This window comes from Pseudomonas sp. RIT411, assembly GCF_003057735.2.
GTDB lineage: Bacteria > Pseudomonadota > Gammaproteobacteria > Pseudomonadales > Pseudomonadaceae > Chryseomonas > Chryseomonas oryzihabitans.
On record NZ_QBIZ02000005.1, the window covers coordinates 73,516 to 95,539 of the forward strand.

The 22,024-nt window shown below is 66.3% G+C and carries 20 protein-coding genes; 10 read left to right on the top strand and 10 right to left on the bottom strand.

The features are described 5' to 3' along the window. Positions 1-30: 30 nt before the first annotated feature. The 9 genes from DBY63_RS09315 to urtA all read right to left on the bottom strand — a co-directional run bounded on the left by DBY63_RS09315 (position 31) and on the right by urtA (position 8,879). Positions 31-1,065 (bottom strand): AAA family ATPase, encoded by a 1,035-nt coding sequence (locus DBY63_RS09315; RefSeq protein ID WP_108581729.1) that lies wholly within the window; start codon positions 1,063-1,065, stop codon positions 31-33. Between the two features lie 24 nt (positions 1,066-1,089). Next, on the bottom strand, positions 1,090-2,133 hold the full coding sequence (locus tag DBY63_RS09320) for an aliphatic amidase (protein WP_108581730.1): 1,044 nt from the start codon (positions 2,131-2,133) through the stop codon (positions 1,090-1,092). Positions 2,134-2,164: 31 nt separating this feature from the next. Continuing rightward, positions 2,165-2,512, bottom strand: coding sequence for a zinc ribbon domain-containing protein (locus tag DBY63_RS09325; protein ID WP_042134146.1), 348 nt, complete (start codon positions 2,510-2,512; stop codon positions 2,165-2,167). A 49-nt stretch (positions 2,513-2,561) separates the two neighbouring features. Continuing rightward, positions 2,562-3,791: a formamidase gene (gene fmdA / locus DBY63_RS09330; protein WP_108581731.1), complete on the bottom strand. Its 1,230-nt coding sequence runs from the start codon at positions 3,789-3,791 to the stop codon at positions 2,562-2,564. A 187-nt stretch (positions 3,792-3,978) separates the two neighbouring features. Continuing rightward, positions 3,979-4,668, bottom strand: coding sequence for an urea ABC transporter ATP-binding subunit UrtE (urtE, locus tag DBY63_RS09335; protein ID WP_108581732.1), 690 nt, complete (start codon positions 4,666-4,668; stop codon positions 3,979-3,981). A gap of 50 nt (positions 4,669-4,718) precedes the next feature. After that, positions 4,719-5,483, bottom strand: coding sequence for an urea ABC transporter ATP-binding protein UrtD (urtD, locus tag DBY63_RS09340; protein ID WP_108581733.1), 765 nt, complete (start codon positions 5,481-5,483; stop codon positions 4,719-4,721). Beyond that, positions 5,480-6,643 carry an urea ABC transporter permease subunit UrtC gene (urtC, locus tag DBY63_RS09345; protein ID WP_108581734.1) on the bottom strand — a complete coding sequence of 388 codons (1,164 nt, stop codon included), beginning with the start codon at positions 6,641-6,643 and terminating at the stop codon, positions 5,480-5,482. The genes urtD and urtC overlap by 4 nt, the downstream gene beginning before the upstream one ends. 10 nt (positions 6,644-6,653) lie before the next feature. Then, entirely contained in the window at positions 6,654-7,571 is a 918-nt protein-coding gene (urtB, locus tag DBY63_RS09350) for an urea ABC transporter permease subunit UrtB (protein ID WP_108581735.1), read from the bottom strand. Positions 7,572-7,634: 63 nt separating this feature from the next. Continuing rightward, entirely contained in the window at positions 7,635-8,879 is a 1,245-nt protein-coding gene (gene urtA / locus DBY63_RS09355; protein WP_108581736.1) for an urea ABC transporter substrate-binding protein, read from the bottom strand. Positions 8,880-9,174: 295 nt separating this feature from the next. Here urtA and DBY63_RS09360 point away from each other — a divergent pair, with 295 nt between their 5' ends. Beyond that, the gene (locus DBY63_RS09360) at positions 9,175-12,570 is read left to right on the top strand and encodes an ATP-binding protein (RefSeq protein ID WP_108581737.1); all 3,396 of its coding nucleotides are present in this window, start codon (positions 9,175-9,177) and stop codon (positions 12,568-12,570) included. Continuing rightward, positions 12,567-13,223, top strand: coding sequence for a response regulator (locus DBY63_RS09365; RefSeq protein ID WP_108581738.1), 657 nt, complete (start codon positions 12,567-12,569; stop codon positions 13,221-13,223). Before DBY63_RS09360 ends, DBY63_RS09365 begins: the two co-directional genes overlap by 4 nt. An 18-nt stretch (positions 13,224-13,241) precedes the next feature. Here DBY63_RS09365 and DBY63_RS09370 read toward each other — a convergent pair whose 3' ends face one another. Further along, on the bottom strand, positions 13,242-13,694 hold the full coding sequence (locus tag DBY63_RS09370) for an Lrp/AsnC family transcriptional regulator (RefSeq protein ID WP_108581739.1): 453 nt from the start codon (positions 13,692-13,694) through the stop codon (positions 13,242-13,244). A gap of 103 nt (positions 13,695-13,797) precedes the next feature. Between DBY63_RS09370 and DBY63_RS09375 the strand changes: the two genes are divergently transcribed. From DBY63_RS09375 to DBY63_RS09410, 8 genes are all read left to right on the top strand, one after another. Beyond that, positions 13,798-14,409: a LysE family transporter gene (locus DBY63_RS09375; protein WP_108581740.1), complete on the top strand. Its 612-nt coding sequence runs from the start codon at positions 13,798-13,800 to the stop codon at positions 14,407-14,409. Between the two features lie 42 nt (positions 14,410-14,451). Then, positions 14,452-15,114 (top strand): SDR family oxidoreductase, encoded by a 663-nt coding sequence (locus DBY63_RS09380; RefSeq protein ID WP_158541722.1) that lies wholly within the window; start codon positions 14,452-14,454, stop codon positions 15,112-15,114. Between the two features lie 103 nt (positions 15,115-15,217). Then, the gene (locus DBY63_RS09385; protein ID WP_108581742.1) at positions 15,218-16,081 is read left to right on the top strand and encodes a LysR substrate-binding domain-containing protein; all 864 of its coding nucleotides are present in this window, start codon (positions 15,218-15,220) and stop codon (positions 16,079-16,081) included. Positions 16,082-16,197: 116 nt separating this feature from the next. Then, positions 16,198-17,241, top strand: coding sequence for a putative 2-aminoethylphosphonate ABC transporter ATP-binding protein (locus DBY63_RS09390; RefSeq protein WP_042134169.1), 1,044 nt, complete (start codon positions 16,198-16,200; stop codon positions 17,239-17,241). Continuing rightward, positions 17,238-18,944, top strand: a complete 1,707-nt coding sequence (locus DBY63_RS09395) for a putative 2-aminoethylphosphonate ABC transporter permease subunit (protein ID WP_108581743.1) — start codon at positions 17,238-17,240, stop codon at positions 18,942-18,944. Before DBY63_RS09390 ends, DBY63_RS09395 begins: the two co-directional genes overlap by 4 nt. A gap of 17 nt (positions 18,945-18,961) precedes the next feature. Next, entirely contained in the window at positions 18,962-19,789 is an 828-nt protein-coding gene (gene phnX / locus DBY63_RS09400; protein WP_108581744.1) for a phosphonoacetaldehyde hydrolase, read from the top strand. 26 nt (positions 19,790-19,815) lie between these two features. After that, positions 19,816-20,835 carry a putative 2-aminoethylphosphonate ABC transporter substrate-binding protein gene (locus DBY63_RS09405; RefSeq protein ID WP_108581745.1) on the top strand — a complete coding sequence of 340 codons (1,020 nt, stop codon included), beginning with the start codon at positions 19,816-19,818 and terminating at the stop codon, positions 20,833-20,835. Positions 20,836-20,851: 16 nt separating this feature from the next. After that, on the top strand, positions 20,852-21,976 hold the full coding sequence (locus DBY63_RS09410; RefSeq protein WP_108581746.1) for a TIGR03364 family FAD-dependent oxidoreductase: 1,125 nt from the start codon (positions 20,852-20,854) through the stop codon (positions 21,974-21,976). Positions 21,977-22,024: the final 48 nt, after the last annotated feature.

Consider the following 22,024-nt stretch of genomic DNA (forward strand, 5'->3'; position numbering starts at 1 on the left):
GGATCGGGTCCCGAGCCCGGTGGGAAGCCCTCAGCCGGCGTCTACCTCACGCACCACCAGACGCTCCCCCTCCTGGATCGCCAGCAACCGGACGGCCAGCGGCTGCGCCAGCAGACAGTCTGCCACTGCCGGCTCCAATAGCCGGCGCAGCCGCCGGACCAGACCGCGCGCGCCGAAGCGGACATCGTGACCACGCGTCAGGAAGGCCCTGGCGCTGTCGTGCAACTCCAGGCTTTTTCCCCGGCGGCCCAGACGCTGATTGAGCTTGTCCAGCTCGATGGCGAGCAGCCCGGGTAGCCAATCCTGGTCGATGTGCTCGAAGGCCAGGATCCGCTCGATACGATTGAGAAATTCCGGATCGAAGTGCCCATGCAGCGCCTCTTCCAGGATCGCGCCGGGATCCGCCGACAGCTTGAGCCAACGACGCCAGCCGCGCGCGAAGCGGGCATGCTGCTGCTGGACGGCGCGGGCGCCCAGGTTGCTGGTCATGAAAATGAGGCTGTTGCGAAAGTCCAGGCGCTTGCTGCCGGCGCTGAGCACCAGTTGGCCGCTGTCGAGCACGTTCAGCAGGGTACGGATGACCTGGCGATCGGCCTTTTCCAGCTCGTCGAACAGCACGATGCCAGGGCGGCCGTAGCTGCCGGCGATAGCCTCGGCATCGAACAGCGTGGTGCCTTCCTTGCTGCCCACGTAGCCGGGCGGCGCGCCGGCCAGGGCCGCAGCATAGTGCTCCTGGGCCAGGGTGTTCATGTCGATGCGGCAGAGGGCGTCCGCGCGGCCGTGGATGGCCTGGGCCAGCAGGCGCACGATCTCGGTCTTGCCGACGCCGGTGGGGCCAAGGAACAGACTGACACCCAGGGGCCTTTCCGGATCGCCGATGTCGGCCTTGACCACCTTGAGCAGGGCTTCCACCTCATCGAGCACCCTGGCCTGGCCCAGGATGCGCGCTCGCAGCAGGGCCATGACCGCTGCCGGCTCGAACAGGAAGCGCGAGGGCAAAGGCCCCTGTCCCTCGCGGGCGAGCTGGCCACGGTTATGCTCGATCAGGTCATTGACGAAAGGCATGGCTCGCTCCTCGCGCCGCCAGCGCTAACCCAGTTGACGTTCCTGACCGGGATGCGGCAGCTCGCCCACCGGGCAGTCCGCCACCCCGATGGTGGAGCGAGTCATCCGCTCGACGTCGGCCTGGGCCTTCTGCGCATCCAGGACCCAGGTGCGATAGAAGTCGAAGGGACAGTCGGCCACGCCCTTGTCGCCATCGCCGGAGTTGTAGATCCCGGTGTAGCCGCGATGCAGCAACTTGAACAGGTGGTTCTGCGACTGGTCGTTCGCGCGCGCATCGCGGATCTGCGACACCGAAAGCTGGGCGTACTGGATGCCCATCTCCTCCTCCCCGCATTCGCCCAGGGTGCGGCCATCGAAGCCGATCAGCGCCGAATGGCCGAAGTAGCTGTACACCCCGTCGAAGCCGGTGGCGTTGGCCACCGCCACGTAGCAGTTGTTGGCCCAGGCCATGGTCTTGGCCATCAGCACCTGCTGCTCCTTGGCCGGGTACATGTAGCCCTGGCAGCGCACGATCAGCTCGGCGCCCTTCATCGCACAGTCGCGCCAGATTTCCGGGTAGTTGCCGTCATCGCAGATGATCATGCTGATCTTCAGGCCCTTGGGACCTTCGCTGACATAGGTGCGGTCACCGGGATACCAGCCTTCGATGGGGCACCAGGGAATACACTTGCGGTACTTCTGCACGATCTCGCCCTGGTCATTGATCAGCACCAGGGTGTTGTACGGGGCCTTGTGCGGGTGCTCCTCGTGCCGCTCGCCGGTGAGGGAAAAGATCCCCCAGGTCCTGGCCTCGCGGCAGGCGGCGGCGAAGATCGCCGTCTCCTCGCCGGGAATGGTCGCGGCGGTGGCCATCATCTCGTCGCGGTCGTACATGATCCCCATGGTGCTGTATTCGGGGAACACCACCAGGTCCATGCCCGGCAGGCCGAGCTTCATGCCCTTGATCATCGCAGCGATCTGCTGGGCGTTGGCCAGCACCTCCGCCTTGCTGTGCAGGCGCGGCATCCGGTAGTTGACGACAGCTACGCCGACGGTGTCGGGGCTGCTGGAAATATCGCCATGGCGCATTGGGTTGCTCCTCGAAGGGATGACGCGGAGATCAGTGACTGATCATCCAGGGCCGATTGGACGGACTGGTCTTCAGCCCATGGGGATTGGCCTTGCTGCGCGCCACCGGCTTGCTCGGGGCGCAGCAACTGCAGCCGGCACCGTGGCTGCGCTTGGCCTTGTATTCCTCCAGCGATTGGGGGGCGTGGCGCGCACGTTCGTTGGTCTCGTGGGCACGGCGCTGGCCCCCGGCCAAGGTAGCCAGGCCGGGGGCACTGAGGATCACCCGAGGGCTGGGCGCGGCACAGTCGGGGCAGTTGCAAGGATCGTCGCGCTGGGCCATGGGCCGCAGCAGGGTGAAGTCACCGCAGTGCGGGCAGTCGTATTCGTAGATCGGCATGGCGAACTCCTGGCGGGCTGGGCACGGCGGAGGGCCGCGCCCGGGCGGCTCACTTGTCGTAGGCGATGGGCATGTCGATGCTGCCGTCCAGGTAGCGGGTAGGCCCGGCGGCGCTGGGGTTGATGTCGAATTCGAAGATGTCCGTCGGTAGCCAGAGGGTGGCGCAGGCGTTGGGAATGTCGACCACCCCGCTGATGTGGCCCTGAACCGGCGCCGAGCCCAGCAGCGAATAACCCTGCGCGCCGCTGTAGCCGAACTTCTTCAGGTACTCGATGGCATTCAGGCAGGCCTGCTGGTACGCCAGGTTGACGTCCAGGTAGTGCTGCTTGCCGGCGTCATCCACCGAGATGCCTTCGAAGATCAGGAAGTTGTTGTAGGTGGGCACGATGGGGCTGGGCTTGAAGATGGGATTCCTGATGCCGTACTTGGCCATGCCGCCCTTGATCAGCTCGACCTTCATGTGCACCCAGCCGGCCATCTCGATGGCGCCGCAAAAGGTGATCTCGCCGTCGCCCTGGCTGAAGTGCAGATCGCCCACCGAAAGGCCTGCGCCTTCCACATAGACGGGGAAGAAGACCTTCGAGCCCCGCGACAGGTCCTTGATGTCGCAGTTACCGCCATGCTCGCGCGGCGGCACGGTGCGTGCGCCGGTAGCGGCTGCCGCGTCGCGGGCCGCGCCAGTGAGCTTGCCCATGTGAGCGGTCGCGGCGAACGGCGGGTTGGCCAGGGGCGGTACCCGGGTCGGATTGCTGTCGATCAGCTCCTGCTCGCGGGCATTCCAGGCGGCCAGCAGCTTGGGATCCGGCAGGCAGCCGATCAGGCCCGGGTGAATCAGGCCGGCGAAGCGCACCCCCGGGATGTGGCGGCTCCTGGTGAACATGCCCTCGAAGTCCCAGATGGATTTCTGCGCCGATGGAAAGTAATCGGTGAGAAAGCCACCGCCGTTCTGCTTGGAAAAGAAGCCGTTGAAGCCCCACTGCGACTCGGCCTTGGCGCCGATGTCGAGCAGATCGACCACCAGCAGGTCGCCCGGCTCGGCGCCCTTCACGCCCACCGGCCCGGACAGGTAGTGCACGGTCGACAGGTCGACATCGCGCACGTCGCTGGCATCGTCGTCGTTCTTGATCGCGCCGCCGGTCCAGTCGTAGGTTTCCAGGATGAAGTCATCCCCCGGCTTGACCCAACAGGCCATGGGGATGTCCGGATGCCAGCGGTTGTGGACGTTTTCGTTGTCGGTGGCGGCCTGGTTGAGGTCGACCTGGATCAGGGTGTCGGTCATCGCGCAGCTCCTGGCTGTTGGCGGTAGCGGGAGGGTTCCGGCTCAGTCTCGGGGCTGGGGTCGGGGCTGCAAATACGTTGGATGACGTAGGCGCAAGCCCAGGCTGGACGAGGCGCAGCTGACGTTTCGCGGGCATGCGCGAAGCGGCCGCCGTGCTGCTGCAGGGCGGCCGCGCAGAGCGCCGGAGTCAGACCGACAGATAGCGGCTGATGGTCGCCTCGTCGACCTTGTCGCGGGTTTCCTCGACCACGAAGCGGCCCTTCTCGATCACCAGGAAACGGTCGGCGATGTCGAGGGTGAAGGACAGCACCTGCTCGGAGACCACGATGGTCAGGTCACGCATGCTGCGGATCTCCTTCAGGGTGCGGGCGATGTCCTTGATGATCGAGGGCTGGATGCCCTCGGTCGGCTCATCCAGCAGCAGCACCTTGGGATTGGTGGCCAGGGCGCGGGCGATGGCCAGTTGTTGCTGCTGGCCACCGGAGAGGTTGCCACCCTTGCGCTGGCGCATCCCGTGCAGCACGGGGAAGAGCGCATAGAGGTCGTCCGGTACCCGGCCCCGGGCCGAGGCCGGCAGGCCGGTCTGGATGTTTTCCAGCACCGTCATATGGGAAAAGATCATCCGCCCCTGGGGCACATAGGCGATGCCGCGCTCGACACGCTGGTGGGTCTCCAGCCGGGAGACGTCCTGGCCGTCCACCGCCACGTGGCCGCTCCAGGTCGGCAGAATGCCCATCAGGCTGCGGAACAGGGTGCTCTTGCCCATGCCGTTGCGGCCCATGACGGCGACGATTTCCTTGTGCGCCACGTCCAGGCTGAGGTCGTAAAGGATGCGGCTCTGACCGTAGCCGGAGACGAGGTTCTGGATGGTGAACATGACCGGGATCTCCCGTGATCGACTGCAGGAAAAGGGCTGGAGGCGAAGGCTCAGTGCCCCAGGTACACCTCGATGACCTTGGGATTGCTCTGCACCGCCTCCATGCTGCCTTCGGCCAGCACCTTGCCCTGGTGCAGCACCGTGACCTTGTGGGCGATGCTCTTGACGAATTCCATGTCGTGCTCGATGACCAGCACCGAGCGCCCCTCGCTGATGCGGTTGAGCAGCTCGGCGGTCTGGGCCCGTTCGGACACGCTCATGCCCGCCACCGGCTCGTCGAGCATCAGGAGTTCCGGGTCCTGCATCAGCAGCATGCCGATCTCCAGCCACTGCTTCTGGCCGTGGGAGAGCAGATCGGCCTGCTGGTGCAGCAGGTCGGCGAGAAAGATCTCCGCGGCCACCGCCTGCACCCGCGCGACCACCGCGGCGCTGCGCTTGAAGAACAGCGCGCCGAACACGTTGCGGCCTTCGGGATAGGACATCTCCAGGTTCTCGAACACCGTGAGATTCTCGTAGATCGAGGGGTTCTGGAACTTGCGGCCGACACCTGCGCGAACGATGTCGAATTCCTTCATCCGGGTCAGTTCCCGACCGTTGAATTCGATGCTGCCGGCGGTGGCGCGGGTCTTGCCGCAGATCAGGTCCAGTACCGTGGTCTTGCCGGCGCCATTGGGGCCGATCACCACGTGCACCTCGTTGCGGTCGACATAGAGATTGAGGTCGTTCACCGCCTTGAAGCCGTCGAAGGAGACGGTCAGGCCTTCGATGGCCAGTACCGGCTTGGCGAGCTGGAAACCGACGGGACTGGTATTCATGGCGTGGTCTCCAGGCGGGAGGCTTTGGTTGCCGTGGGTGGCGCTGACAAGGCGGCGGGCGCGCCCGCCGGCTGGCGTTTCAGACGCGCCACCAGACGCTGGCCATGGCTCTTCCACAGACCGGCCAGGCCATTGGGGAAATAGAGGACGACCACGATGAAGAGTCCGCCCATCAGGTACAGCCAGAGTTCGGGGAAGGACTCGGAAAAGTAGGTCTTGCCGAAATTCACCAGCAGCGCGCCGTACACCGCGCCCAGCAAGGACAGCCGCCCGCCGACCGCGGCGAAGATGACCATCTCGATGGAGGGCACGATGCCGACGAAGGACGGCGACATGAAGCCCACCTGCAGGGCGAACATGGCGCCGCCCACCGCGGAAAAGGCCGCGGCCAGGCAGAACACGAAGATCTTGAAGCTGGCCACGTCGTAGCCGGAGAAGCGCACCCGCTCCTCCTTGTCGCGCATGGCCACCAGCAGCCGGCCCAGCTTGGAGGCCAGCACGAAGCGGGCGAGCAGGATGCAGCCGAACAGCAGCGCCGCGTTGACGAAGTAGAGCACCACCTTGGCGCTGTCCGAACGGATGTCCCAGCCCAGCAGCGTCTTCAGGTCGGTGATGCCGTTGACCCCGCCGGTGAGGCCCTGCTTACCGATGATGAGAATGGTCAGGATGGCGGCGATGGCCTGGGTGACGATGGAAAAATACACGTCCCCTACCCGCCGCTTGAACATCGCCAGGCCGATGATGAAAGCCAGCAACACCGGGACCGCGATCACCGCCAACAGGGTGAAGCCGAAGCTGTGGAACGGCTGCCAGAGCCAGGGCAGTTCGGTGATCTGGTTCCAGTCCATGAAGTCCGGGATGCCGGGCGTGGACTGGATCCGGGTGCTCTCCGGGTCCGAGGCCTCCAGTTTGAGGAACATCGCCATGCAATAGCCGCCGAGGCCGAAGAAGATGCCCTGCCCCAGGCTGAGGATGCCGCCATAGCCCCAGCAGAGCACCAGCCCGACCGCGACGAAGGCATAGGTCAGGTATTTGCCGACCATGCTCAGGCGGAAGATATCCAGGGTCAGCGGAAACACCAGCAGCATCAGCGCGGCCAGTACCAGTAGGCCGAAGGCGCCCTGCCGGCCACCCAGCAGGTTGTCGATTGCCTTGTTCATCATGGACTCCCTACTTGCGGACTTTTGCCGAGAACAGCCCCTGGGGCCGCAGCATCAGGATGAGGATCACCGCCGACAGGGTCAGCACCTTGGCCATGGAACCGGACAGGAAGAATTCCAGCAGCGACTGCGCCTGGGCGATGCCAAAGGCGGAGGCGATGGTGCCGAGCAGACTGGCTGCCCCACCAAAGACCACCACCAGGAAGGTATCGACGATGTACAGCGAGCCCGAGGTCGGGCCGATGGAGCCGATGGTGGTGAAGGCCGCGCCCGCCACCCCGGCTACGCCGCAGCCCAGGGCGAAGGTCAGGCGATCCACGCGGCGGGTGTTAATGCCCACGGCGCGGGCCATCACCCGGTTCTGCATGGTGGCGCGCACCTGCAGCCCCCAGCGCGAGCGATACAGCATGAAGAACAGGGTCAGGGTCAGCAGCGCGGTCACGACCATGACGAACAGGCCGTTCTTGGGGATGTCGATGCTGGCGGTCGGACTCCAGGAGCCCATGATCCATTCCGGCAGTTCGGCGCTGACCTCGCGGGCGCCGAAGACCGAACGAAACACCTGCTGCAGGATCAGCGACAGGCCCCAGGTGGCCAGCAGGGTGTCCAGCGGGCGCTGGTGGAGCCGGCTGATCATTGCCCACTCCACCAGCCAGCCGATGGCCCCGGCGACGAAGAACGCCAGGATCAGGGCGAAAAAGAAGTAATAGGGCTGCAAGGCCGGAAACAGGTGCAGGGTCAGCGAAGACATCACGTAGGTGGTGTAGGCCCCCACGGTGAGAAATTCGCCGTGGGCCATGTTGATCACGCCCATCTGCCCGAAGATGATCGCCAGTCCCAGCGCCATCAGCAGCAACACGCAGAACACCGAAAGGCCGTTGAAGCCCTGCATCACGGCGATCGCGCCGAAGTCGGATAAGCTTTCCATGGAGATCTCCCCGCGAAGGTGGACGGAGGCGTCGGTGAGGCGACGCCTCCGGTCAGGCAAGGCTTATTGGTAGCCTTTGGGGAAGGGATTGGGCTCGATCAGATCGGCGGATTCGTGGACCACCTTGAAGGTGCCGTCCGGCTGGATCTGGGCGATACGCGAGCGACTCCAGAGGTGATGGTTCTCGTGGACCTTCACATAGCCTTCCGGGGCGGTTTTCAGCTCCAGGCCCGGAGACGCCGCGACCACCTTGTCGACATCGAAGCTGCCGGCCTTCTCCACCGCCATTTTCCACAGCCAGGGACCGAGATAGGCCGCCTGGGTGACGTCGCCCACCACCGCATCCTTGCCGTACTTGGCCTTGAAGGCCTCGACGAAGGCCTTGTTGTTGGGATTGTCCAGGGTCTGGAAGTACTTCATCGAGGAGTAGAAGCCGGCCATGTTCTCGCCGCCGATGCCGAGCATTTCATCCTCGGTCACCGAGAGGGTGAGCAGATTCTGCTTGGCCGAGGTGATCCCAGCCGCCTTGAGCTGCTTGTAGAAGGCGACGTTGGAACCCCCGACTACCGCGGCAAAGACCACATCGGGCTTTTTCAGCTTGATCTTGTTGGTCAGGGAGCCGAACTGGGTGCCGCCCAGCGGGTAGTACTCCTCCCCCACCACCTCGCCATGCAGCACGTTCTCGATGTGCTTGCGGGCGATCTTCATCGAGGTCCGCGGCCAGATGTAGTCCGAGCCCACCAGGTAGAAGGTCTTGGCGCCCTTCTCCTTGGCCAGCCAGTCCAGCGCCGAGAGGATCTGCTGGGTGGCTTCCTGGCCGGTGTAGAAGACGTTCTTCGACTGCTCGAGGCCCTCGTAGAAGGTCGGGTAGTAGAGCAGGCCGTTGTCCTTCTCGAAGATCGGCAGCACCGCCTTGCGCGACGCCGAGGTCCAGCAGCCGAACACCGCCGCGACCTTGTCGGCCTCCAGCAGCTTCTTGGCCTTTTCGGCGAAGGTCGGCCAGTCGGAGGCGCCGTCTTCCTGGATGATCTTGACCTGCCGCCCGAGCACCCCGCCCTGGGCGTTGATCTGCTCGATGGCCAGCCGCTCGGCCTGGATGGCCCCGGTCTCGGAGATGGCCATGGTGCCGGTGGCGGAATGCAACTGGCCGACGGTCACGGTGGTATCGGTCACGGCCAGGCCCGTGCTATTGGCGGCGTCCGCCATCACGCCCTGACTGAACACGCTGGCTGCCAACAGGGACAATGCCGCGGCGCCCAGTGCCAGGCGTCGCGGAAGACTGGATTTCACGCCCGCTGATCTGTGCATCTTGTCGCTCCTCTAGGTGATGTGCCGGTCGCCCCCAGGGACCGGGACTGCGGCTTGCGCTGCGCAGCAAGGATGGGCTGGGACAGCCGGCGCGGAACATACGCAGGATGACGTAACGGCCTACGTCATCTGACGTACAGCCCGCTGCAACGCCCTGAGGCATGCTCTGTCTGTCGCGCGCCCGCGCGGAGCACGCCAAGCCGGGCAGACCGTGGCCACGGAGGGGCAGGACGCCAAGACGACCGAGGCATGGAACTTGCCTGAACACCGCCACGCAGACCCCAGGAGCCCTGCCGTGCAGCAGACCGGGACGCAACGCATCGCCAAGATCCGCAGGGACTACAACAGCTGGGTGGCCGACGAGACGCTGGAAGACTACGCCCTGCGCTACACGCCCCGGTCGTTTCGCAAGTGGTCGGAGTTCCGCATCGCCAACACCGCGCTGGCCGCCGTGTCCTTTCTGGCCCTGGAAGCCATCGGTGGCGCCCTGGCGATCAGCTACGGCTTCACCAATACCCTCTGGGCGGTGCTGGCGGCGAGCCTGGTGATCTTTCTTACCGCCCTGCCGATCAGCTACTACGCGGCGCGCTACGGGGTGGACATGGACCTGCTGACCCGGGGTGCCGGCTTCGGCTACATCGGCTCGACCATCACCTCGCTGATCTACGCCAGCTTCACCTTTCTGTTCTTCGCCCTGGAAGCGGCGATCATGGCGCTGGCCCTGGAGCTGTACTTCCGCATTCCGCTGGCCCTGGCCTATGTCATCTGCTCGATCATCGTCATCCCCCTGGTGACCTATGGCATCACCCTGATCAATCGCCTGCAGCTCTGGAGCCAGCCGCTCTGGCTGACCCTGCTGCTGTTGCCCTATGCCTTCGTCATCGCCAAGAATCCCGGGGCCCTGGCGGACTGGACCACCTTCGCCGGTCGCGAGGGCGAGGCCGGGGCCTTCAACCTGCTGTCCTTCAGCGCCGCCTGTACCGTGGCCCTCGCCCTGGTGACCCAGGTGGGCGAACAGGTCGACTACCTGCGCTTTCTGCCGGAAAAGACCGCGCAGAATCGCCGGCGCTGGTGGGCGGCGCTGCTGATGGCCGGTCCCGGCTGGATAGTGCCTGGCGCCCTGAAGATGCTGGCCGGCGCCTTTCTGGCCTTTCTCGCCCTGCAGCACGAGATTCCCCTGGAGCGCGCCGCCGAACCCACCCAGATGTACCTGGTCGCCTTCGGCTACGTGTTCGCCTCACCTGGCTGGGCCATGGGGGCCATGGTGCTGTTCGTCATCGTCAGCCAGGTCAAGATCAACCTGACCAATGCCTACGCCGGCTCTCTGGCCTGGTCCAACTTCTTCGCCCGGGTCACCCACAGCCACCCGGGACGGGTAGTCTGGCTGGTGTTCAACGTGCTGATCGCCCTGATGCTGATGGAGCTGGGGGTGTTCGAGGCCATCCAGGAGGTGCTCGGGCTCTATGCCAACATCGCCATCGCCTGGATCGGCGCCGTGGTCGCCGACCTGGTGATCAACAAGCCTCTGGGGCTGTCGCCCCGGCACATAGAATTCAAACGGGCGCACCTCTACGACATCAACCCGGTCGGCGTCGGCGCCATGCTGCTCGCCTCGCTGCTTTCCGGTCTGGCCCATGCGGTGCTGTTCGGCGCCCTGGCCCAGGCTGCCTCGCCCCTGGTGTCCCTGGTCTCCGCCCTGATCTGCGCGCCGCTGCTGGCCTGGCTCACCCGGGGTCGCTACTACATCGCCCGGACCAGCGTGCTGAAATTGCTGCACCCCGCGCAGGTCCATCTGGAATGCGTGCTCTGCACCAACGCCTTCGAGCGCGAAGACATCGCCTTCTGCCCTGCCTACGGCGCGCCCATCTGCTCGCTCTGCTGCGCCCTGGATGCGCGCTGTGGCGATCTCTGCAAACCCAGGGCGCGCCTGGCCGAGCAGGTCGACACCCTGCTGCGCTGGCTGCTGCCGAACACCTCGGTGCCGCGCCTGCATACCCGCCTGGCGCACTACCTGGGCGTGCTGCTGGTCTTGGTCGGGCTGATGTTCTGCGCCCTGGCGCTGATCTACAGCCAGGTTTCCCAGGGCTTGCAGGTCGATGAACGCCACCTGTTGTATCAGGGCTTCTTCAAAGCCTTCATGGTGCTCACGCTGTTTGCCGGCGCCCTCGCCTGGTGGGTGGTGCTGACCCGCGAGAGCCGCCATGTGGCGCTGGAGGAATCGAACCGGCAGACCGCGCTGCTGATGCAGGAGATCGAGGCGCACCGCAAGACCGACGAAGCCCTGCAGCGGGCCAAGGAGGCCTCGGAAGCCGCCAATGCCGCGAAGAGCCGTTACGTCACGGGCTTGTCCCACGAATTACGCACGCCGCTGAACAGCATCCTCGGCTACACCCAGATCCTGCAGCGCGATCCGGCCAGCAGCCACCGTCAGTTGGACTCCCTGGCCACCATCTACCGCAATGGCTCGCACCTGCTCTCGCTGATCGACGGCCTGCTCGACGTGGCTCGGATCGAAGCGGGCAAGCTGCAGCTAGAACCCTCGGAAATCCCCTTTCCGGAATTTCTCGAACAGCTGCAGCAGATGTTCACCCCCCAGGCCCAGGACAAGGGCCTGAGCTTTGCCCTCGAGGTCGACGGACGCCTGCCCGCCGTGGTGCGTGGCGATGAAAAGCGGGTGCGGCAGATCCTCATCAATCTGCTCGGCAACGCCGTGCGCTACACCGACCAGGGCGGCGTGATCCTGGCGGTCACCTATGCGCGGGAAACCGCCACCTTCGAGGTCATCGACAGCGGCCTGGGCATCGCCGCGGAACAGCTGGAGCGGCTGTTCCAACCCTTCGAACGGGGCGATCCGCTGCGCCAGGACAACGGCCTGGGACTGGGCCTGACCATCACCCGCATGCTAGTGACGCTGATGGGCGGCGCCTTGGACGTGACCAGCACACCCGGCCAGGGCACCCGCTTCGTGGTGCGCCTGTTCCTGTCCGAAGTACGGGTGCCCCGGGCGCTGGTTCACGTCGAACACAGCATCAGCGGCTATCAGGGCCCACGGCGCCGGGTGCTGCTGGTGGACGACCATCTGGATCACCGCCGGGTGCTGGCCGGCATGCTCGAACCCTTGGGCTTCGAACTGGCGGAGGCCGCCAATGGCCAGGACGCCATCCGCCAAGTGGCCCTCTGGCAGCCGGACCTCATCCTCATGGATCTTTCCATGCCGCTGCTGGACGGGTTGGAGACCAGCGCGCTGATCCGCCGCAACGGCCTGTCCAGGGCGCCGATCATCGTCATTTCCGCCAATGCCTTCGCCGTCGATCGCGAACGCAGCACCGCGGCCGCCTGCGACGATTACCTGGCCAAACCGGTCCATACGCCGCAGCTGCTGGAAAAGATCAGGACGCACCTGGACCTGACCTGGCTGGAGCGGACCGCCGAACCGCTTGGCAGGCGATCGGTGTCGCTCCAATCACCGAGCGTAGCCAATCTGAAAGCGTTACAGGAGCTGGGTGCGCTGGGCTATGTGAAAGGCATCCACGCCTGCCTGGATCGCATCGAACGCGAGGAGCCAGCCAGCGCTGTCTATGTCGATACCCTGCGCGCACTGGTCAAACGCTTTCAGCTCAACGACTTCAACCGCCGGGTCAAAGACGCGCTGCAGCCGGCCGACCTGCCCCTGGAAGGAGAGAATCCATGACCGCCGCCCTACCGCCCAGCGTGGTGCTGATCGTCGACGACACCCCGGACAACCTCGCCCTGCTCTCCGACGCCCTGGACGCCAGCGGCTACATGGTGCTGGTGGCCCTGGACGGCGCCAGTGCCCTGGAGCGCATGCAGCGCCGCCGACCGGACGTGGTGCTACTGGATGCCATGATGCCCGGCCTGGATGGCTTCGAGACCTGTCGACGCATAAAGGCCCAGGCCGAACTGGCTGATATCCCGGTGCTGTTCATGACCGCCCTGACCGAAACCGAGCATGTGGTGGAGGCCTTCGCCGCGGGCGGCATCGACTACGTGACCAAGCCACTCAAGACCGATGAGGTCCTGGCACGGGTCGCGGCCCACCTGCGCACGGCGCGCGAACTCCAGGCGGCGCGCAGCCTGCCAGCGAGCCGCCCGGACGCCAGGACCGCGCTGGACCTGGCACCGCTCAGCAGCCGCTACCAGCTGACCGGGCGCGAGGTCGAGGTGCTGCACTGGGTCGCCTGCGGCAAGACCAATCGCGACATCGGCGACATCCTCGGCCTCTCGCCCCGCACGGTGAACAAGCACCTGGAGCACGTCTACGTGAAACTCGGCGTGGAGACCCGTACCGCGGCGGCCACATTGGCCATTGCGGCGTGTCGGTAGAAAAGAAACGAGCCGACGCTAGGCACGCTCGTCCTTGGCCGTGTCCATGACGATGTAGCTGACCACCGAGTTCACGTGCGGCAGCACGCCAAGTACCTGGGTATGGAAAGCGCGGTAGGCCAGCATGTCGGCCACCTCCACCCGCAGCAGGTACTCCACGGCGCCGGTGACGGTGTGGCACTCCACCACGAAGGCCGAATCGCTGATGGCCGCCTCGAAGGCATCCAGCTCTTCGCGACCATGGCAGGACATGCCCACGGCGACGTAGACGATGAAGCCGATGCCCATCCGCGTGCGGTCCACCACCGCCCGATAGCCCTTGATGATCCCGGAGCGTTCCAGCTCCTGCACCCGCCGCAGGCAGGCCGAAGGTGACAGGCCGACCCGCTCAGCCAGCTTCACGTTGGTCTGGCGCGCATCCTTTTCCAGCTCACGCAATATTCGACGGTCAAGACGGTCAAGATCAGTCATTCATTGCACCCGAGAAGCCTTATTGCTTATCTATGCAATCTTAAACCAATGGATGCGCAATAAAATAGCCATCCAATATCGTCACTCCACAACAATCTTGTCCATGACTGACCTCAGCGTTCTCCTGCCCTTCCTCCTTTTCGGCCTCATCATGACCGCTACGCCCGGACCCAATAACGCCCTGGTACTGGCCAGTGGCGCTCAGGTCGGGATACGCCGGACCCTGCCCCTGGTCCTCGGCATCGCCCTTGGCGTGGGCCTGCAGCTGGTGGTAATCGGCCTTGGGCTGGGCGCGTTTTTCCTGGCCCTGCCAGGGCTGCATCTGCTAGTGAGTGCCTTGGGACTCGGCTACCTCCTGCTATTGGCCTGGCGGATCGCGCGCAGTGGTCCGATCCGGCTCGACGCGGAACCTGCCGCGCCCATGGGATTGCTCGCCGGCGCGGCCTTTCAGTGGATCAATCCCAAGGCGTGGACGGTGTCGATCAGTGCAGCGGCAGCCTATATCCCGGTCGAGCATCACGCCCCGAACGTGATACTGGCTGCACTGCTGCTGGCCATGCTGAGTCTTCCTGGCGTCGGTGTCTGGGCGCTGGTCGGCAGTGCGCTGCGCGGATGGCTCGCGGATGCGCGGCGCGCGCGCCGCTTCAACCTGGGCATGGCAGTCGCGCTGCTGGTATCGACCTTGCCACCGCTCTACCAATTGTTCGCCGCCTGAGTCTTCGCGAACGTCGCGCGCCTGCATACAGGAAACCGCCTAGTGTCCTGCCATACCCGCACCGCCCTTGTCTGCGAAGGTCACCAGGGCCTCGGCGGCCTTATCGCCGAAGCCTTGATCCGCAATGGTGTTAGGGTGATTCGGGCGTCCAGTGACCCCCTGGGCGCCGCCCAGACCGATAGTGTGCAGCTGGATTTCCTCGTGCCCGCGTCGGTACGTCATTGCGCCGAGCACCTCGCGGCGATCGGCTGCCAACCGGACATCCTGGTGCTCAATGCCCCTGCGCTGCCTGACGGCTACAGTGCCGGGCTGGACGACGCTGCCTGGGCGCGGGCGTGCCAGCTGTTGTGGACCGGACCTCTCGCGCTGGTACGCCGGCTGCTACCGGGAATGCTCCAAGGTGGCAACGGCAGGCTGATCTGGCTCACCTCCTGCGCGGCGCATCGCTTCGTCGCGGGACAGGCCATCGCAACCTCGTTGCAGAGCGGCATACATGGGCTGGTACGCACCCTGGCCGCCGAATACGATGCCCAGGGCCTTAAGGTCAACGCCCTCATCCCGACCGCCAGGTCGTCACCAACCGCGCTGGCAGGCCAGCAGACCGCCTCCCTCGCCTTTGCTCGCTATGTGGCCTTTCTCGCCTCGGATGCGGCCGCCTACGTATCGGGGCAGTTGCTGGTCGCCGACGTGGATGCCGTCCCGTAGCTCAGCCGCAGCGGGTGGACTGCCTCTTCCGGGCCTGCGATCAGGCGGCTAAGGTGTGCGCCTCGTCCCTTCCCGTAGTCGTCTTTCCGGAGCCTGACCAACCATGCTCAGCCAGGAGCTCAAGGCGTTTCACATGGTCGCCCGGCTGGGCAGCATCACCCAGGCGGCCAAGAAGCTTGGCCTGAGCCAGCCGACGGTGACCACCCAGATCCGCAACCTGGAAGCCCATTACGGCATCGAGCTGTTCCATCGCGGCGGCCGGCGGCTGATGCTCAGCGAGGTAGGGGTGCAGTTGCTGCCCAGAGTGCAGGAGCTCCTGCAACGCGAAGCCGACATCGACTTCCTGCTCCGCAACAGCGGCCAGCTGCAGGGCAGATTACGTCTCGCCGCCACCGCGCCCTATTACATGCTGGATCTGCTGAGCGCCTTCCGGGCGCGTCATCCACGCATCGAGGTGACCCTGACCATCGGCAACTCACAGCAGGTGGTGGAGGCGCTGGAAGACTATCGCGTCGATCTAGCGGCGTCATCGCAACTGGAGCAGGACCCGCACTTCAGTCGGCTGGTCCTGGGCGAGGATCCGCTGGTACTGACGGTGCACCGCAGCCATCCCCTGGCCGGACGCCACCTTTTACCGCCCGCCGCCCTGGCCGGTGAGTGCCTGCTGTGTCGCGAAGCGGGTTCCGTCACCCGCCAGCTCACCGAGCGTTGGCTGGCGGCGGCCGGCGTGCAACTGGGCAGCCTGCTGGAGATCGGCAGTCGCGAATCGATCCGCGAGGCGGCGCTGCGTGGCCTCGGGGTGGCGGTGATCGCCCGGCACGAGGTGCCGGATCATCCCGCCCTGCGGGTGATCGAGCTGGAGCAAGCGCCCACCATCACCGAATACCTCTATTGCCTCAAGGAGCGACGCCAGGCACGTCTGCCAGCGGCCTTTCTCGCCGTGGCCCGGGAACGCGCCCAGCGCTGACCGGCGCTACCCAAATTCGCCGATACCACTATCGGCAGGTTTGGCTCAACTGCCATCAAGGCGTCGCGCCCGGCGCCCAGCATTGACCTCGTCTCCCGCTACCCGAGGTCACCGCCATGGCTACCGTCGATCTACGCCTGACTGGACTGCACAAGCGCTTCGAAGACTTCGTGGCGCTGGACGGCGTCGACCTGGAGGTCACTGCCGGCGAGCTGGTCTGCCTGCTCGGACCCTCCGGCTGCGGCAAGACCACCCTGCTGCGCTGCATCGCCGGGCTGGAGCGACAGGACGCCGGACACATCCTCTTCGGCGGACGCGACGTCTCGCGGCTGCCGCCGCAAGCCCGCGACTACGGCATCCTGTTCCAGTCCTATGCGCTGTTCCCCCACCTCGACGTGGCTGCCAACATCGCCTATGGCTTGCAGGGCTGGTCAAGAGCGGACATTCGTGCGCGGGTGGCCGAATTGCTGGAGCTGGTCGACCTCGGCGGTAGCGAGCGCAAGCATCCCGGCCAGTTGTCCGGCGGCCAGCAGCAAAGAGTCGCCCTCGCCCGGGCGCTGGCGCCCCGCCCTTCGCTGTTGCTGCTGGACGAGCCGCTGTCGGCGCTGGACGCCCAGGTCCGCGAGCGCCTGTGCGGCGAGTTGCGCGCCCTGCAGCGCCGACTCGGCATCACCACCCTGATGGTCACCCACGACCAGGACGAAGCCCTGCTGATGGCCGATCGCATCGCGGTGCTCAACCGGGGCCGGGTCGAGCAATACGCCGCCCCGGACATCCTCTATCGCCAACCGGCGAGCCCCTTCGTCGCCGCCTTCATCGGCCAGGGCAATTGGCTGCCCTTCGAGGGGCGCGCAGGCGTCGCCTGGATCGGCGAGCGCGCACTCCAGGTGGCGACGGCCCTGCCCACGGGGCCAGGGCGGCTGTTCTGCCGACCGGAGGCGATCCAGGTCAATCCGCCGACGCCTCAGCCCAATCTGCTAGCGGGTCGGGTGCGGGAGCGGGTGTTTCTCGGCAACCGCTGCCGCCTGGGCTTCGAACTGGATAGCCTGCCCGGCGTGCCGCTGACCGCCGAACTGCCGCCGGAGGCGGCCAGCCTGCTGCCCGGCGGCGCCCTGAACGTCGCCCTGCCCCCACATGCCCTGCAGGTGTTCGCCCCATGATCCTCGCCCGGCGTCTTGCCCTGCCGCGTCTCTCGCGCCGCCCCGCCAGCGATCTGGCCGACCGGGTCTTCGTCCTGGGTGGCCAGGGCCTGCTGCTGGTCCTGCTCCTGCTAGCCGTGGTGCTGCCGCTGCTGGCCATCTTCTGGCGCGGCCTGGCCGGCGATCCGGGTCAGGGCGGCGGCCTGCCCAGTGCACTGGAGTTCCTTGTCAGCGCGCACTTCCGCTGGTTGCTGGGCAACAGTCTGGCCACTGCCGGCACGGTGGTCGCCCTGGTGGTGCCGGTGGCCTATCTGTTCGCCTATGCCCTGCAGCGCGCCTGTCTGCCGGCCAAGACACTCTGGCGGGGCTTGTCGCTGTTACCGCTGCTGGCGCCGTCCATGCTGCCCGGCATCGCGCTGATCTACCTGTTCGGTAACCAGGGGCTGCTGCGCGGACTGGTAGCCGACAACATCTACGGCTTCTGGGGAATCGCTCTGGGCCAGGCGCTCTATACCTTTCCCCATGCGCTCATGGTCCTGCTCGGGAGCCTGGCGCTGGCCGATGCGCGGCTGTTCGACGCCGCCGCCAGCCTGGGTGCCTCGCCCTGGCGGGCCTTTCGTACCCTGGTGTGGCCGGCGACCCGCCAGGGTGTGTTTGCCGCGAGCTGCCTGGTGCTGAGCCTCTGCATCACCGATTTCGGCGTGCCGGTGGTGGTGGGTGGCAACTACCAGACCCTGGCACTGGAAGCCTACAAGGTGGTCATGGGCCAGCAGCAATTCGGCCGCGGCGCCCTGATCGGTCTCTGCCTGTTACTGCCGGCGCTGCTCAGCTTCGCCGTGGATCTCTGGCTGCGCCGCCAGCGCGGTGCCCTGGATGGTCGAGCACAGGTCTACCGCTCGCGACCGGCGCCACTGCGCGACGGCGGCCTGCTCCTGCTGGTGGTGCTGGTCTGCACCCTGCTGGTCGGGGTCTTCGGCACCGCGGTCTATTCGTCGCTGGTGCGCTTCTGGCCCTACGACCTGTCCCTGTCGCTGCACAACTACGCCTTTTCCGACCTGCCGGGCGGTTGGCAGGCCTATGGCAACAGCCTGGTCCTGGCCAGCAGCAGCGCCCTGCTGGGCGGACTGCTGATCTTCACCAGCACCTACCTGCTGGAAAAGACGCCCCAGACCGCCCTGACCCGTCTGTTGCGGCTGCTGTGCTTCATCCCCATGGCGGTACCCGGGCTGGTACTGGGACTGGGGTACGTCTTCTTCTACAACCTGCCGGCCAATCCGCTGCACGGGCTCTATGGCGGCCTGCCGCTGCTGGCGGTCTGTACGGTGGCGCACTTCCTCACCACGGCCCAGCTCACCGCCGCCACCGCCCAGCGCCAGCTGGATGACGAGTTCGAAGCCGTCGCCCGCTCGCTCAAGGTGCCCCTGGCCCTGCACTTCCTGCGGGTGGCCCTGCCGCTGTGCCTGCCGGCGCTGCTGGACAGCATCCGCTACCTGTTCGTCTCGGCCATGACCACGGTATCCGCCGCCATCTTCCTCTACAGCCCCGACAGCCTGCTGGCCGCCATCGCCGTGCTCAATCTGGACGATGCCGGCAACGTCGGCGGCGCCGCCGCCATGGCCACCCTGATCCTGCTCACCAGCGCCGGCGTCTCGCTGCTGCTCGCCGGACTCTCCCGTGGGCTGCTGCGCCACACCCAGGCCTGGCGCGCCCCCACCGCTTCCTGACCCCAAGGACCTCGCCCATGGACTATCAAGCCCCCACCCGCCTGCAGGCCGCCATCCTGGACTGGGCCGGCACCGTGATCGACTTCGGCTCCTTCGCGCCCACGCGCATCTTCGTCGAGGCCTTCGCCGAATTCGACGTCGAACTCAGCCTCGCTGAGGCCCGAGTGCCCATGGGCCTGGGCAAGTGGGATCACATCCGCGCGCTTTGCGATCAGCCTGCGGTGGCCGAGCGCTTCGCCCGCCGCTTCGGCCGCCTGCCCAGCGATGCCGACGTGACGGCGCTCTACGAGCGCTTCATGCCCTTGCAGATCGCCCGGGTCGCCGAGCATTCGGCGCTGATTCCCGGCGCCCTGGAGGCCATCGCCGCCCTGCGCGCCCGCGGGCTGAAAATCGGCAGCTGCTCCGGCTATCCGCGCACGGTGATGACCCGGGTAAATGAATTGGCCGCCGCGGCGGGCTATCGACCCGATCACGTGGTGGCCGCCGACGAGGTGCCCAAGGCCCGTCCCGGACCGGCCCAGGCGCTGGCCAACGTCATCGCCCTGGGCATCGACGACGTCGCCGCCTGCGTCAAGGTCGACGACACCGCGCCCGGCCTGCTCGAAGGCCGTCGCGCCGGGATGTGGACGGTCGCGCTGCGCTGCTCCGGCAATCACCTGGGCCTGTCCTGGGAGGACTACCAGGCCCTGCCCGCCGCGCGCCTGACCGCGGAGCGCACGCGGATCGACGCCCTGCTCGCCCCCAGTCGTCCGCACTACCAGATCGACACCCTTGCCGAGTTGCCGGTGGTGGTGGCCGACATCGACACCCGCCTGGCCCGGGGCGAAAGCCCTCAGGCCAGCTGACCAGCCCTTCCCGAGGAGATCCGACCATGTTCCTGCGTACCGCCCTGGCCGCTACCCTGGCCTGCGCCTGGCTGCTACCCGCCCAGGCCGCCACCGAACTCACTGTCTACAGTGCCCTGGAGGTCGAGCAGCTAAAGCCTTACCAGGAGGCCTTCGAAGCCCAGCATCCGGACATCCACCTCAAGTGGGTACGGGACTCCACCGGCATCGTCACGGCCAAGCTGCTCGCCGAGAAGGATCGCCCCCAGGCCGATGTCATCTGGGGCCTGGCCGCCTCGAGCCTGGCGATCCTGGAAAAGCAGGGACTGCTGCAGCCCTATGCGCCGCAGAACCTGGCGCAGATCGGGGCGCGCTATCGCGACGCGGCCAATCCGCCGGCGTGGGTGGGCATGGATGTATGGGCAGCGACCCTCTGCGTGAACCGCGTCGAGGCGGAGCGCCAGGGCCTGCCGCTGCCCAAGACCTGGGAAGACCTCACCCGTCCCGAGTACCAGGGCAAGATCGTGATGCCCAACCCGGCTTCCTCCGGCACCGGCTACTTGGACGTCAGCGCCTGGCTGCAAATGTTCGGCGAGGCCAAGGGCTGGGACTACATGGATCGCCTGCACCGGAACATCGGCCAATACACCCATTCCGGCTCCAAGCCCTGCAAGCAGGCGGCAGCCGGCGAGTTTCCCATCGGCATTTCCTTCGAATACCCGGCGGTGCAACTCAAGCGCAAGGGCGCGCCCCTGGAGATCGTACTACCCGCCGAGGGCCTGGGTTGGGAGATCGAGGCGACCGCCATCGTCAAGGGCACCGAGCATCTGAAGGCGGCGCGCAAACTGGCTGATTTCTCGGCGAGCTCGGCGGCCATGAATCTCTACAAGGCCAATTTCGCCGTCCTGGCACAACCCGGTATCGCCACGCCCATGGCCGAGCTTCCCGCCAACTACGAGCAGCGCCTGGCCCCCAATGACTTCGCCTGGGCCGCACAGAACCGCGAGCGCATCCTCGCCGAATGGCGCCAGCGCTACGACGGCAAATCCGAACCGCGCAAACCTTGAATCCGGGAGTCTTCTCATGAGTCAGCACGAATGTGATCTGCTGGTGGTCGGTGCCGGTATCCTCGGCCTGGCCCACGCCTGGGCCGCGGTTCGCCGCGGCCTCAGGGTAAGGGTCATCGAACGCAGCCATACGCCGCTCGGCGCATCCATCCGCAACTTCGGCCAGGCCCTGGTCACCGGTCAGGCGCCTGGCAACATGCTGGAGCTGGCGCAACGCTCGCAAAGGCTCTGGGCCGAACTGGCGGGTGCGGCGGGACTATCCCTGCTGCAGCGCGGATCCCTGCTGTTCGCCCGCACCCCTGCCGAAGAAGCCCTGCTCGACGCCTTCTGCGCCGGACGCGCCCGGGAGCTGGGCTATCGTGTCGAGCTGCTGCGCGGCGCAGCGCTCGACCACCTCTACCAGGGCCGCTTCGCCCACCACCGCGCCGCCCTGCATGGCCTGGACGATCAGCAGCTCTATTCCCGCGCGGCGCTGCCGCAGATCGTCGAGTTCCTGCGCGGCCTGGGGGTGGAATTTCATTTCTCCACCCTGGTACGCGATGTGACACCGGGCGCAGCCCTGACAACTGCGGGCCGTTTCACCGCCGGCCACATCCTGGTCTGCTCGGGACACGACTACCAGACGCTGCTGGCCGAGCAACTGGCGACCCTGGAACCCCAGGTCTGCCGTCTGCAAATGCTGCGCGCCCGCTGTACCCGTCCACTGGATCTGCAGCACGCGGTGCTGACCGGGCTGAGTTGCGTGCACTACGGCGCCTTCGCCGATCTGCCGGAAGCCGCGGCGATCCGCGCGGAAATCCGCCAGCAACAACCGGAACTGGCGACCCTGGGCATCCACCTGCTGATGAGTCCCACCCCACAGGGCGACCTCATCATTGGCGATTCCCACGACTACGGCAGCGATGCGTCGCCCTTCAACGCCGAACACGTCGATCGTCTGCTGCTGGAATTGGCGGAACAGACGCTGGGCGACCGCCTGGAGGTGCTGGAGCGCTGGCAAGGCGTCTACGGTGCCCGTGGACCCGGGCCCTACAGCGTGCTGGAGGTCGATCCGCAGATCACCGCCGTATTGATGCATACCGGGCTCGGCATGAGCATCGGCCTGGCGCTGGGGGAGCGAACGATCGCCGAGTTGTTCTGAGCCCCCACCGGTATGAGGCGTTCTCACGCCCTGCGCCAATGAGCTGCA

Bases quoted from the DNA above. Each gene is read 5' to 3' on its own strand.
- DBY63_RS09395 (WP_108581743.1), top strand. From the start codon at position 17,238: ATGATCCTCGCCCGGCGTCTTGCCCTGCCGCGTCTCTCGCGCCGCCCC.
- DBY63_RS09320 (WP_108581730.1), bottom strand. From the start codon at position 2,133: ATGCGCCATGGCGATATTTCCAGCAGCCCCGACACCGTCGGCGTAGCT.
- urtA (WP_108581736.1), bottom strand. From the start codon at position 8,879: ATGCACAGATCAGCGGGCGTGAAATCCAGTCTTCCGCGACGCCTGGCA.
- fmdA (WP_108581731.1), bottom strand. From the start codon at position 3,791: ATGACCGACACCCTGATCCAGGTCGACCTCAACCAGGCCGCCACCGAC.
- DBY63_RS09405 (WP_108581745.1), top strand. From the start codon at position 19,816: ATGTTCCTGCGTACCGCCCTGGCCGCTACCCTGGCCTGCGCCTGGCTG.
- DBY63_RS09385 (WP_108581742.1), top strand. From the start codon at position 15,218: ATGCTCAGCCAGGAGCTCAAGGCGTTTCACATGGTCGCCCGGCTGGGC.
- DBY63_RS09410 (WP_108581746.1), top strand. From the start codon at position 20,852: ATGAGTCAGCACGAATGTGATCTGCTGGTGGTCGGTGCCGGTATCCTC.
- urtB (WP_108581735.1), bottom strand. From the start codon at position 7,571: ATGGAAAGCTTATCCGACTTCGGCGCGATCGCCGTGATGCAGGGCTTC.
- DBY63_RS09390 (WP_042134169.1), top strand. From the start codon at position 16,198: ATGGCTACCGTCGATCTACGCCTGACTGGACTGCACAAGCGCTTCGAA.
- DBY63_RS09325 (WP_042134146.1), bottom strand. From the start codon at position 2,512: ATGCCGATCTACGAATACGACTGCCCGCACTGCGGTGACTTCACCCTG.
- DBY63_RS09315 (WP_108581729.1), bottom strand. From the start codon at position 1,065: ATGCCTTTCGTCAATGACCTGATCGAGCATAACCGTGGCCAGCTCGCC.
- urtC (WP_108581734.1), bottom strand. From the start codon at position 6,643: ATGAACAAGGCAATCGACAACCTGCTGGGTGGCCGGCAGGGCGCCTTC.
- DBY63_RS09365 (WP_108581738.1), top strand. From the start codon at position 12,567: ATGACCGCCGCCCTACCGCCCAGCGTGGTGCTGATCGTCGACGACACC.
- DBY63_RS09370 (WP_108581739.1), bottom strand. From the start codon at position 13,694: ATGACTGATCTTGACCGTCTTGACCGTCGAATATTGCGTGAGCTGGAA.
- DBY63_RS09375 (WP_108581740.1), top strand. From the start codon at position 13,798: ATGACTGACCTCAGCGTTCTCCTGCCCTTCCTCCTTTTCGGCCTCATC.
- urtD (WP_108581733.1), bottom strand. From the start codon at position 5,483: ATGAATACCAGTCCCGTCGGTTTCCAGCTCGCCAAGCCGGTACTGGCC.
- urtE (WP_108581732.1), bottom strand. From the start codon at position 4,668: ATGTTCACCATCCAGAACCTCGTCTCCGGCTACGGTCAGAGCCGCATC.
- phnX (WP_108581744.1), top strand. From the start codon at position 18,962: ATGGACTATCAAGCCCCCACCCGCCTGCAGGCCGCCATCCTGGACTGG.